Below are 12211 nucleotides of genomic sequence, written 5' to 3' on the forward strand. Positions count from 1 at the left end.
CTGTTAGCGTGGCGCAGGCTGATGAACTGAAACAGGTGCCGGGCGTGATTGCCATCGGCACCGACCTGCTCGACAGCAGCCGTATCGGGCAGGCGCTTGAGCGCCATGGCGAGCGTTTTGTGCAGCGTATTCTGACCCCGGCCGAGCAGACGTTATATCGTTCGCGCGCCAATCCCCTTAACTTTCTGGCCAAACAATATGCCGCCAAAGAAGCGCTGGCCAAAGCGCTGGGCACCGGCATTGCCAAAGGGGTGGGGTTTCAGCAGCTGGAAATACTGCGTGATGAACTGGGGGCGCCGCAGGTATTGCTGCATGCGGCTGCCGCAGAACGTTTGCAGTTTCTGGGCGGGCAACGTGCGCTGGTCAGCCTGTCCGATGAAGGCGACTGGATTCAGGCCTTTGCACTGCTGAGTTAAACGCTGCGTCAGGCGCTGGTGAACTGTTCGCTGCGTACAGCAGAGGCCTCCGCCAGCGTGGTTTTCCAGTCGTTACTTTGTGCCCACTGCTGCAGATTGGCGACATCTTCCACCAGTTGCCGCATCAGTGCCGGCAGTTCGGGCTGACGGTTGGCTTTTAAGGCCGTTTCAAAGGTTTCCAGCGTGCTGCGCAGGCAGGGAACACCGCAGTAGCGGGTCGCGCCGTGAACCCGGTGTACACGCTCCAGCAGATTATCCATATCTTCTTCTTCCCAGGCATCGACAATATGCTGCATATCCTGTTGCAGTGAATCCAGCAGCATGCGGAACATGTCCTGCGCCAGATCGACCTTGTGGTTGGCGTGGCGTAAGGCGGTTGCGGCATCAAATATCCATTCGCACTGGCTCTTCGATGGCGGCGAGGCCTCAGCCGCGGCAGCCGGGCTGAGTGAGCGGTAACCGGTCCAGCGCTCAACGCAGGCGGCCAGCTGCTCCTGGCTGATGGGTTTGGTCTGATAATCATTCATGCCGGCTTTGATCAGGGCTTCTTTCTCATCGGCCATGGCGTGTGCGGTCAGAGCGATAACCGGCAGGGCACCTTTGCCCGGCAGCATGCGGATCTGTTCGGTGGCTTCCAGACCATTCATGCCCGGCATCTGAATATCCATAAACACCATATCGACGGTCTGCTGCTGCACAATATCGATGGCATCACGGCCGCTGCTGGCGGCAATAACACGGATGCCCAGCTCCTGCAGCAGTGTGACCACCAGTTTCAGATTGGCGCTGTTGTCGTCCACAGCCAGTACGCTGGGTGGTTCATGGACAATATTCTGGTTGTGATTGCCGGGCAGGGTGTCACTGAACTCGGCGCCGTCATTCCCGAGTGCCCGGCACAGAGCCTGATGCAGACGCTTGTGCAGGAAAGGCTGACTGAGACTGCTGCTGGCGCCCTGTTGCTTCAGTTGCTCCAGATGCTCGTGGCTGACGCTGTCGATCAGGGCAATCAGCGGTAAGCCATAATGGGTCAATTGCTGCATAAACAGGCGTTGCTGCGGGTCGTTGATGTGCTGACGGCTGACGGCGACGATCAGTGCCTGCAGTTCATGCTCATTGCTGTTCAGCGCTTCCAGTAATTGCTGACGGTTTTCGCAGTCATGGTGTTCAATCTGCCACTGATTCAGCAGGGCGCCGGTATTCATCCGGTTGAGCAGTGAGGGCTCCAGCAAGGCAACGCGCTGGCCGCTGAGTAATGGCAGATTGTTTGCGGCAACGTCGGGGGTGCTTACCTGAATATGAAAACTGAAGGTTGAGCCGCGGCCTTCGTGGCTGTTAACCCGGATCTCACCATGCATGGCTTCGACCAGAGCGCGGGAAATAATCAGCCCGAGGCCGGTACCGCCAAACTGGCGTGCGGTACTGGCATCGGCCTGGGTGAAAGCATTAAAGATCTTATTAATCTGCTCTTCAGTCATGCCGATACCGGAATCCTGAATTTCAAACTTGATGCTGGCGCGTTTATCGCTTTGGCTGATCAGCGATACGCGCACGCTGACACTGCCGCGCTCGGTAAATTTAATGGCGTTATTGATCAGGTTGGTCAGGATTTGTTTCAGGCGTAAGGGATCGCTTTCGATCAGCAGCGGTACGTCTGAGTAAATCAGGTGGCTGAGTTCCAGTTCTTTCTGAAAGGCGGCCGGAGCCAGTACCGTCATCACATCTTCCAGTACATCACGCAGATTGAATGCGGTGTGTTCGATAATGAGTTTGCCGGCATCGATTTTCGACAGATCGAGGATATCGTTAATGATGTTCAGCAGATCGGCGGAGGATTTGCGGATGGTATCCAGATAGTCAGCCTGACGCTCATCTACATGAGTGCGTACCAGCAGGTCACTGAAACCGATAATGCCGTTCAGTGGCGTACGGATTTCATGGCTGACGTTGGCCAGGAACTCGGACTTCATGCGGCTGGCCTCGAGGGCTTCTTTACGGCCGATGGTCAGTTCGCGGTTGCGGATTTCCATTTCATCCAGCGTTTCCTGCAGATCCTGTGTCGCCTGTTCCAGGTTTTGCTGATGTTCGGTATTCACGCGCTGCAGTGCACTGGCCATGGCATTGATACCGGAAGCCAGCTGCTGGAATTCGCCGCCGCTGTTGATATGAATACGGCTTTCCAGTTTGCCGTCTTCCAGCTCACCAATGGCTTTGACGATGCGCCCCATAGGCTCAGAAACCTGACGACTGAAGCGGATAGCGACAAAGGTACAGGTCAGCAGCGCCAGTAAAATAACGCTGAGCGACGAGGCAATATGCTGGTAACGAAGCAGCTGGGTGTTGCTGCTCGACAGTTCCAGTTCGGCCCAGCCCAGCAGTTTGATCTGGCGGCTTTCTTCGGCATAGAACTGATCGGACAGCTGGTCAGGAATCACCAGATTCTGGGCAAATATCGGCGCCCGTACCCGAACCGAGCCTTCGGTACGCAGCAACTGCAGCTGGTTATCCTGCAGCTCGGCTGAGCCGATACGTTCGGTCAGCATTTTCGGTCCGGCATGAGCCAGAATTTCCACATCCTGGTTATAGATACTCACCGAGCGGACGTCTTTTTCTTCCAGCATGTTGTTGGCGATGTTCTGCAGAATGCCGACATTGCCGGTCATGACACCGTATTCACAGGTCGGGGCCAGCTGCTTGGCCATCGCCAGTGCACGCTGATCGAGCAGGTCATTGAGGTCGCGTGCACGCTCTGTCATAAAGAAAATGCCCAATACGACGGAAACAATAATGCCCGGCAGCAAGGCGAGAAACAGAATACGGCTCTGGATGGTCCAGTTTTTCATGCACACAACTTAAAGAAAGGTAAAGCCGTAGAGTAAAGGGCGTGCAGGGCCGGTGCAATCGTGGTTTCAGGGCGGAAGGCGCCGGATGTAGCCAGATATAACGAAATCACCAATTGATATTACGTTCAGGTGAGGTGCAAAGGTAAACTACGCGCTCTTTGGTTATAAGTAGAGATCGCCGTGACCGATATTCAGTACCCGACCATCGCCGACTGCGTGGGCAATACTCCGCTGGTGCGCCTGCAGCGTTTATTACCGGCAGACAGCAGCAATACCATTCTGCTCAAGCTGGAAGGTAATAACCCGGCCGGCTCGGTGAAAGATCGTCCGGCGCTATCCATGATCGAACGCGCCGAACAGCGTGGTGATATTCAGCCCGGCGACACCTTAATTGAGGCCACCAGTGGCAATACCGGTATCGCGCTGGCGATGGCGGCTGCCATTAAGGGCTACCGCATGATTCTGATTATGCCTGACAGTGCCACCATGGAGCGGCGCTGGGCGATGGAAGCCTATGGCGCAGAACTGATTCTGGTCGACAGTGGTATGGAAGGCGCCCGCGATCTGGCACTGGCGATGGAAGCGCGTGGCGAAGGCAAAGTACTTAACCAGTTTGGTAATGGCGATAACCCCGAGGCGCATTATCACAGCACCGGGCCGGAAATCTGGGCACAGACCGCTGGGCGCATCACCCACTTTGTCAGCTCAATGGGTACCACGGGAACCATTATGGGAACCTCACGTTACCTGAAGGAACAGAACCCGGCAGTGCAGATTGTGGGTCTGCAACCGGAAGACGGTTCGGCTATTCCCGGCATCCGTCGCTGGCCGCAGGAATATCTGCCGACCATCTTTGATGCCCGTCAGGTGGATCTGGTGATGGACATCAGTCAGCAGGAAGCCGAGCACTGTATGCGCGAACTGGCGCGGCGTGAAGGAATCTTCTGCGGCGTCTCTTCCGGTGGTGCGGTGGCCGGTGCCCTGCGCCTGGCGCAAACGCTGGAAAATGCCACTATTGTTGCCATCATCTGCGACCGTGGTGATCGTTACCTCTCGTCCGGTGTCTTTGCTCCTGAAGAGTGAATTTTATGCAGCGGCTGATCCGGTCAGCCGCTGCGCGATTTGTTCCTCCCGGACCCTGGGCACCTCCGAATCATTCTGCACAGCTTCGCGTGAGTGCTGCAGAGATATTCAGAGGTACCCTTGAATATTTCCCCTTCGCCCCAATCTTGTGCGCCAGATGCCACGTCGTGCTGCTGTGCATGATACTGGCTGGTCATTAAAGGAGTGCCTGGTGAAACCAGCAGATAAACAACGGCGCCTGACGCTGTCGGTGGATAACCTGACCTCGGAAGGGGAAGGGGTGGCGCGGCTGGGTCGCGATGTCTATTTTGTTCCCGGTGCTTTGCCCGGCGAAGAAGCCGAAGTGGTGCTCGATGGCCGCCGCCGCAAGGTGTGGCAGACCCGTTTGCTGAATCTGATTAAAACCTCCCCTGAACGCGTAACCCCCGACTGTCCGCATTACCAGCGCTGTGGCGGCTGTGATCTGCAGCATCTGGCCTATGACGCTCAGGTGGCGTTTAAGCAGGAGCGCGTGGCGCGTGAGCTGAGCCGTCAGGGCGTTGAGGTGCCAGAGTGGTCGGCGCCGATTGTGGCTGAACCCTGGCATTACCGCCGCAAAGCGCGCCTCGGTGTGCGTTACAGCAAAGACAGCCGTGAGAATTTTGTTGGCTTCCGCGAAGCCTCGTCTGCGCATATCAGCAATGTTGACCGTTGTCTGGTGTTGCCCGAACACCCGGCCCTCGACTGGGCAGCCTGGCGTGAACAGATTAACTGCCTTGATGCGCGCGCAGTCATTACCCAGATTGAAGCCATTGCTGCTGATAATGCGCTGGCACTGGTATTGCGCATTCTGAAGCCTTTATCGCCGGGCGATGAGAAAAAACTGTGCAGCTTTGCCGCAGGGCTCAATATGGATGGCCTGCTGCCGTTACAGCTGTGGCTGAAAAGCGAACGCGATGCGCCGGCGCAGCTGCTGTGGCCAGAACAGGCTGAGCCTTTGCATCATCAGGTTGATGATCTGGCACTGCGGCTGGAACTCAGCGACTTTGTGCAGGTCAATGGCGCGGTCAATCGTGCCATGGTGCAGCAGGCGCTGGACTGGCTGCAGCCCGGTGCCGATGAAGTTATCTGGGATCTGTTTGCCGGTCATGGCAACTTCAGTATGCCGCTGGCGAAACGCTCGCAGCAGGTACTGGCGGTGGAGGTAGAGCAAAGTATGGTAGACAGTCTGGCCGCACAGGCGTCCAATCTGGCCTTACCTTTGCAGGCGATTCAGGCCGATTTAAGCGGCGCCGGTGGTCTGGCGGATTTGCCTGAGCCGCAGGCGGTGCTGCTGGATCCGCCCCGCGCCGGAGCGGCCGGAGTGATGAACGAACTTATTGCACGCCGGGTGCCGCGCATTCTCTATGTGTCCTGCGATGCGGCAACTCTGGCACGGGATCTGAATGTGCTGGCGGCGGCTGGTTATCAGGTCCGGCAGGCGGGGATTATGGATATGTTCCCGCAGACTCACCATGTAGAAACCATGGTATTACTGGAAAGAAAGGCTAAGCGTCATGGTTAAGGTCAGAGATGATCATCCGTTGTTACATGATGGATCGCTCGATGTTTCACGTTGGCTGGACAGCATCCAGCAGGCGTACGATGTAAAAGACCCGGAAACGCTCGGGCGCGCGCTGACACTGGCAAAACAGCTGTCAGACGAAGCCATTGCCAACCGCACCTACTGGTCAATCGACAGTGTGCAGATGGGTATTGAAATGGCGCAGATTCTGCTGGATCTGCGTCTCGATACCGAGTCGCTGGTGGCTGCCATTCTCTACCGTGCGGTGCGTGAAGGGCGTCTGGCGTTGCAGCGTGTGGAACGCGATTTTGGCGCCGAAGTCGCCAAGCTGATTGAAGGCGTGCTGCGCATGGCGGCGATCAGCGCAATCCAGAATTCGCGCGACGAAGTGGTGCTGGGCCAGCGTCAGGCACAGGTTGAAAACCTGCGCAAAATGCTGGTGGCAATGATCGATGATGTACGTGTCGCGCTGATCAAGCTGGCCGAGCGGACCTCGGCTATCCGGGCGGTGAAAGATGGCCCGGAAGACAAGCGCCGCAAGGTCGCCGAAGAAGTCTTCAATATCTATGCGCCGCTGGCCCATCGTCTGGGTATTGGTCACCTGAAGTGGGAGCTTGAGGACCTGGCGTTCCGCTATATGCAGCCGGAGGCTTATAAAAAGATTGCCGGCCTGCTGGATGAAAAACGTCTTGCCCGTCAGGACTATATCGAGACCGTGGTACAGCGCCTGCGTGATGACCTGCTCGGTGCCGGCATCAAATGCGATGTTTACGGCCGCGCCAAGCATATCTACAGCATCTGGCGGAAGATGAGCCGCAAGAACCTCGACTTCTCGCAGATTTACGATATCCGCGCGGTGCGTATTCTGGTGCCGGAACTGAAAGACTGTTACGCCGCACTGGGCATAGTGCACACCCTCTGGCGCCATATCCCGAACGAATTCGACGACTATATCGCCAACCCGAAAGAGAACGGTTACCGCTCGCTGCATACCGCTGTGATCGGCCCGGAAGGCAAGGTGCTGGAAGTACAGATCCGTACTCACAATATGCACGAAGATGCGGAGCTTGGGGTTTGTGCGCACTGGCTGTACAAAGGCACCGACCTCAACGCCAAAGATCAGGGCTACGAGCAGAAAATTGCCTGGCTGCGTCAGGTGCTGGAATGGCACGAAGAACTGGACGATCTGCCGGAGCTGGTGGGCGAACTGCGCGCCGACATCAACCCCGACCGCATTTATGTGTTCACTCCCGAAGGTCATGTGGTGGATTTACCGCCGCGCGCCACGCCGGTGGATTTTGCCTATCGCGTGCATACCGAAGTCGGTAATAAATGCCGTGGTGCCAAGGTCAATGGCCGTATTGTGCCGCTGACCTATCTGCTGAAAAACGGCGAGCAGGTCGAAATTCTGACCAACGCTAATGCGCATCCGAGCCGCGACTGGTTGTATCCGGAATCCGGTTATATTCATACCACCCGCGCGCGCGCCAAAGTGGCGCACTGGTTCAAGCTGCAGGCGCGCGATCAGAATATCGATGAAGGCCGCCAGCTGGTCTTGCGTGAGCTGGATCGTCTGGATCTGGTGAACGAACCACTGACCGATGTCGCCAAAGACATGAATATGAAGACGGTGGACGATATGTTCGCCGCCGTCGGTGCCGGAGATCTGCGCGTTGGCCAGATCGTGCATAACGTGCTGAAAAAAGCCGATACCGGCAACAGCCAGCAGGAATTGCCGCTGGCGCGTAAGCCGGAGCACAGTGAGCGTCATGCCAAGGCCGACGATATTTATATCGACGGTGTCGGCAATCTGCTGACACAGCTGGCGCAGTGCTGTCAGCCGGTGCCGGGTGACGACATCCGTGGCTATATCACCGTCGGGCGTGGTGTGACCGTACACCGCAGTGACTGCGATAACCTGCTGCATCTTGAAGCGATGGAGCCGCAGCGTCTGTTGCAGGTCAGTTGGGGGAATAAGCCGAACAGCACCTATCCGGTGGATATGCTGATTCAGGCTTATGACCGCACCGGTTTGCTGCGCGATGTCAGTTCGGTACTGGCCAATGAACGCATCAATGTACTGTCGGTGAATACCCAGTCCAATCAGGGTGAAAACACCGCCAATATGCAGCTGACTGTCGAAGTAGAGAGTCTTGAGCGCTTTGCCCGGCTGATGAGCAAAATTGCACAACTGCCAAATGTGATTTCTGCCCGCCGGGTACGTGGAGGCCATGGCTCATGAGTTATGGCCTTGATGATCTGCTGTACCTGATGCGCCGTCTGCGTGATCCGCAGACCGGCTGCCCCTGGGATCTGAAGCAGGATTTTGCCACCATTCTGCCGCACACCCTGGAAGAAGCTTATGAGGTGGCTGATGCGATTGAGCGTCAGGACTGGCCGCATCTGGAAGAAGAGCTGGGCGACCTGCTGTTTCAGGTGATTTTTTACGGTCAGATGGGCGATGAACGGCAGCTGTTTAACCTTAACTCGATTATTCACCGCCTGGTGGAAAAGCTGATCCGCCGTCATCCGCACGTGTTTCCGCAGGGCACACTGCACAGCGAGCGGGACCCTTCGGTCAGCCCGCAAGAGGCAGAGATCAACGCCAACTGGGATCTGATCAAACAGCAGGAAAAAGCACTCAAACCCGCAGCGCAGAATATGCCTTCCGGTTTACTGGCCGATGTCCCGGCCACGCTGCCGGCCCTTAACCGGGCGGTCAAATTACAGAAAAAAGCCTCAAAAGTGGGCTTTGACTGGCCGGATGTGCAGGGCGTGCTGGATAAAATCCGTGAAGAGCTGGCCGAGGTCGAAGCCGAAATCGCTGCAGCCGACCCAGAGCGGCTGGAGCACGAAGTGGGCGATCTGTTATTTGCCGTCAGTAATCTGGCCCGGCATTTAAAGGTGGATGCGGAAGTCGCGCTGCGTGGCACCAATGCCCGTTTCTGTTCGCGCTTCGCTCAGGTCGAAGCGCAGGTTGAACGCCTGGGCGGCTGGGACAACGCCAGCGCCGCCGAAATGGAAGCCGCCTGGCAGGCTGCCAAGCAGCAGGAAAAACACTGAAGCCATACCGCTCAGTGTTTGCCTTTTTGCAGGCTGTTCAGATGCTTGCGGGTCAGCTGCAGGAATTGCGGTGTCGGCCCGACATCTTCAAATACCGGATAACCTTCTTCATCCTGAGCAACGACTTTATCCCCGGCAATATAAGGAAAACCACTGGTCAGATCCGATAATGCTGCGCTGACCAGATCGCGCAGAATGCGTTCTTTTGTGCTGCCGGGAAACATTTCTGCAAGCGCTTCAAGCCGGGCTGCGTCTTTTACATTTAATGGCAATTCATAGCGGGCGGCGGTCAGCGGTTCACCGAATTCTTTTTCCCAGTGGCGTAATAATTCAGAGGCTTTCATCGGACGTTCCTTTTTCTCTGGCTGTTTTATCAGAATAGAATGAAAAAAAGCCGCTGCCCTGTTACTGAACAAAGTGTTACCAAAATGCAGTGAAAGTCACCCTGCGTAACTTCTTGCTATCTGTCTGTTTTTCCGCACACTGAATAAAACGATCTGACAGGAGTAGGTATGAGTGCTACGGATGCTTTTGAATTGGATGCTTTGTTACGCGACAAAGTAAAACTGCTGGGCAACCTGCTGGGTAAAACCATCGAAAATCAGTACGGCAGCAGTATGCTGAAACGTATTGAGGATATCCGTAAGCAGGCCAAAAAAGCGCGCAATGGCGATGAGGCCGAACGCGACCGTTTACTGGCACTGCTGAAAACCATGCCGGATGATGCACTGGTGCCGGTGGTACGTGGTTTTAATCAGTTTCTTAATCTGGCTAATATTGCCGAACAGCAGCACGGCGCCAGCTGGCGGCGCAGTGATTTTCTGCACGATGATGTCGAGCAGATGTTCAGTAATTTACTCGACCGCTTACAACAGAAAGGCATTGCCGGACTGGATCTCAGTCAGAAAGTTGCCGATGTGAATATTGAGCTGGTGCTCACCGCTCATCCGACCGAAATTACCCGCCGTACCCTGATCCAGAAATACGATCTGATTGCCCGCCTGTTGCAGCAGCGTGATGACCTGCGCGACGGCCATCCGCAATTGCTGGAAATAGAGCAGCAGCTGGCGTCGGTGGTGGAAGAAATCTGGCACAGCGATGAAATCCGTCAGGTACGGCCAACCGCCGTGGACGAAGCCAAATGGGGTTTCGCGGTGATTGAAAATTCGCTCTGGTATGCGGTGCCACAGTTATTACGCAATCTGGATGATGAACTGCGTGAGCGTGGCAGCAGTGCATTACCGCTGACGGCTGCTCCTGTGCGGTTTTCTTCGTGGATGGGCGGCGACCGTGACGGCAATCCGAATGTCACTTCTGCCGTTACCCGTGAGGTTTTATTTCTGGCACGCTGGATGGCGGCGGATTTATTCCTGCGTGACATTGAACAATTAGGCATGCAATTGTCGATGACGGCCGCCTCGGCGGAATTACGCCGCGCTTATCCGGATAATCTGCACGAACCTTATCGCGCCTGTATGCATCAGCTGCGCCATCGGTTGGAGCAGACCAAACTCTGGGCAGCCGCCAAAGCCCGTGGGGCGGAAAGCGATTACGAACCTCTGCTGGAAGACGATGAATTACTGCAGCCATTAATGCTCTGTTACAACAGTCTGGTAGAGCAGGGGCTGGATACGGTGGCCAATGGTTCGTTGCTTGATACCCTGCGCCGGGTTGCCTGTTTCGGACTGGCGCTGGTGAAACTGGATGTGCGTCAGGAATCGACCCGTCATGCCGATGTGCTGCAGGAAATCTGCGCTTTTTATAACTGGGGTGATTACAAATCCTGGGATGAAGAAAAGAAACAACAGTTCCTGCTGAATGAACTCGCATCCCGCCGCCCGTTAATTCCAACGCGCTGGACACCCAGTGCCGAGGCGCAGGAAGTACTCGATACTATGAGTGTGCTGGCGACCCGCGCCGGTGATGGTGTCTCCTGTTACATTATTTCCATGGCCAGTGAGCCATCGGATATTCTGGCAGTAGCCTTGTTATTACAGGCCTGTGGTGTGCGCGACCATATGCCGGTGGTGCCATTATTTGAGACCCTCAGCGATCTTGAACAGTCGGCGCCGCGCATGGAAAAACTCTGGTCGGTGGACTGGTATCGCCAGTACTGTAAAGGTCATCAACAGGTGATGATTGGTTATTCCGATTCCTCTAAGGATGCCGGTCAGCTGGCGGCTGTCTGGGCGCAGTACCGGGCACAGGAAGCGTTGTCAAAAACGGCACAGGATAAAGGCATTAAGCTGCGTTTGTTTCATGGTCGTGGCGGCAGTGTTGGCCGCGGCGGCGGTCCTGCCCACCGGGCAATTCTGTCGCAGCCACCGGGGTCGGTACTGGGTGGCTTGCGGGTAACCGAACAGGGCGAAATGATCCGTTTTAAATTCGGTTTGCCGGAAGTGGCGGTACGCAACCTTAAGGTTTATGTTTCTGCGGTGCTGGAGGCCAATCTGTTACCGCCGGAAGCCGCACAGCCACAATGGCGTGAGCGGATGGAGCAACTGGCCAGTGCCGGGGTTAAATCTTACCGCGCCATGGTGCGCGATACGCCGGACTTTGTGCGTTATTTCCGCGCTGCAACGCCGGAGCAGGAACTGGGTAAATTGTCATTAGGCAGTCGCCCTGCGCGCCGTAAAAGCGGTGGTGGTATTGAAACACTGCGCGCTATTCCGTGGATTTTTGCCTGGACGCAAATGCGCTTAATGCTGCCGGCCTGGCTGGGTTCGGATGAGGCACTGGCACAGCCGGTCAATAATGGCGAGCTGCCACAGCTGCAATCGATGTATGCACAGTGGCCGTTTTTCCGCACCTATATCGATATGCTGGAAATGGTGATCTCGAAAGCCGATCCGGCCATTGCTCAGTATTATGAAAGTCGTCTGGTTGGTGCGGAGTTACAACCGCTTGGCAGTCAGCTGCGCATCCGTTTACAGAAAATCCGTGAGCTGGTGCTGGCGATTAAAGATCAGCAGACTCTGCTGCAGGATAATCTGGCCTTACAGCACTCGATGAGTGTGCGTAATCCATATACAGATCCGCTGCATTATCTGCAGGCCGAATTACTGTACCGTGAGCGACAGGATCAGGATGTGGTCAGTAAAGAAGTGGAGCGCGCATTGAAAGTTACGATGGCTGGTATTGCTGCTGGGATGCGTAACACCGGTTAAGCACTACCTTAAGTGTCAGGTGGCGTGCTGTTCTATACCAAAGTCGGGCATTCTCTGCCCGGCTTTTTCATCACAATCACTTGAGCAAGAGCCCGGCTC

The 12211-nt window shown here is 55.9% G+C and carries 8 protein-coding genes; 6 read left to right on the top strand and 2 right to left on the bottom strand.

Annotation, left to right across the window (positions count from 1 at the left end; all coding sequences use genetic code 11):
- Window positions 1-8: 8 nt before the first annotated feature.
- Window positions 9-416 (top strand): holo-ACP synthase, encoded by a 408-nt coding sequence (gene acpS, locus HUF19_RS05395; protein ID WP_260998830.1) that lies wholly within the window; start codon window positions 9-11, stop codon window positions 414-416.
- A gap of 8 nt (window positions 417-424) precedes the next feature.
- Here the strand turns inward: acpS and HUF19_RS05400 are convergent, their stop codons facing one another.
- A complete protein-coding gene (locus HUF19_RS05400; protein ID WP_260998831.1) occupies window positions 425-3256 on the bottom strand; it encodes a response regulator in 2832 nt (943 codons plus the stop codon).
- Between the two features lie 189 nt (window positions 3257-3445).
- Here HUF19_RS05400 and cysM point away from each other — a divergent pair, with 189 nt between their 5' ends.
- From cysM to mazG, 4 genes are all read left to right on the top strand, one after another.
- The gene (gene cysM / locus HUF19_RS05405; RefSeq protein ID WP_260999469.1) at window positions 3446-4339 is read left to right on the top strand and encodes a cysteine synthase CysM; all 894 of its coding nucleotides are present in this window, start codon (window positions 3446-3448) and stop codon (window positions 4337-4339) included.
- A gap of 211 nt (window positions 4340-4550) precedes the next feature.
- Window positions 4551-5882: a 23S rRNA (uracil(1939)-C(5))-methyltransferase RlmD gene (gene rlmD / locus HUF19_RS05410; RefSeq protein ID WP_260998832.1), complete on the top strand. Its 1332-nt coding sequence runs from the start codon at window positions 4551-4553 to the stop codon at window positions 5880-5882.
- The gene (gene relA, locus HUF19_RS05415; protein WP_260998833.1) at window positions 5875-8124 is read left to right on the top strand and encodes a GTP diphosphokinase; all 2250 of its coding nucleotides are present in this window, start codon (window positions 5875-5877) and stop codon (window positions 8122-8124) included. Before rlmD ends, relA begins: the two co-directional genes overlap by 8 nt.
- Window positions 8121-8945 carry a nucleoside triphosphate pyrophosphohydrolase gene (gene mazG, locus HUF19_RS05420; RefSeq protein WP_260998834.1) on the top strand — a complete coding sequence of 275 codons (825 nt, stop codon included), beginning with the start codon at window positions 8121-8123 and terminating at the stop codon, window positions 8943-8945. Before relA ends, mazG begins: the two co-directional genes overlap by 4 nt.
- 11 nt (window positions 8946-8956) lie before the next feature.
- On the opposite strand, the gene HUF19_RS05425 is transcribed toward mazG, so the two are convergent.
- Window positions 8957-9289 (bottom strand): type 1 pili tip component, encoded by a 333-nt coding sequence (locus HUF19_RS05425; RefSeq protein WP_225691535.1) that lies wholly within the window; start codon window positions 9287-9289, stop codon window positions 8957-8959.
- Between the two features lie 168 nt (window positions 9290-9457).
- On the opposite strand from HUF19_RS05425, the gene ppc reads away from it, so the two are divergent.
- Window positions 9458-12112 (top strand): phosphoenolpyruvate carboxylase, encoded by a 2655-nt coding sequence (gene ppc, locus HUF19_RS05430; protein ID WP_260998835.1) that lies wholly within the window; start codon window positions 9458-9460, stop codon window positions 12110-12112.
- The last annotated feature ends 99 nt before the right edge of the window (window positions 12113-12211 follow it).

It is taken from the genome of Thalassolituus hydrocarboniclasticus (assembly GCF_025345565.1).
Classification (GTDB): Bacteria; Pseudomonadota; Gammaproteobacteria; order Pseudomonadales; family Oceanobacteraceae; genus Venatoribacter; species Venatoribacter hydrocarboniclasticus.

Bases quoted from the DNA above. Each gene is read 5' to 3' on its own strand.
- HUF19_RS05400 (WP_260998831.1), bottom strand. From the start codon at position 3,256: ATGAAAAACTGGACCATCCAGAGCCGTATTCTGTTTCTCGCCTTGCTG.
- relA (WP_260998833.1), top strand. From the start codon at position 5,875: ATGGTTAAGGTCAGAGATGATCATCCGTTGTTACATGATGGATCGCTC.
- mazG (WP_260998834.1), top strand. From the start codon at position 8,121: ATGAGTTATGGCCTTGATGATCTGCTGTACCTGATGCGCCGTCTGCGT.
- HUF19_RS05425 (WP_225691535.1), bottom strand. From the start codon at position 9,289: ATGAAAGCCTCTGAATTATTACGCCACTGGGAAAAAGAATTCGGTGAA.
- ppc (WP_260998835.1), top strand. From the start codon at position 9,458: ATGAGTGCTACGGATGCTTTTGAATTGGATGCTTTGTTACGCGACAAA.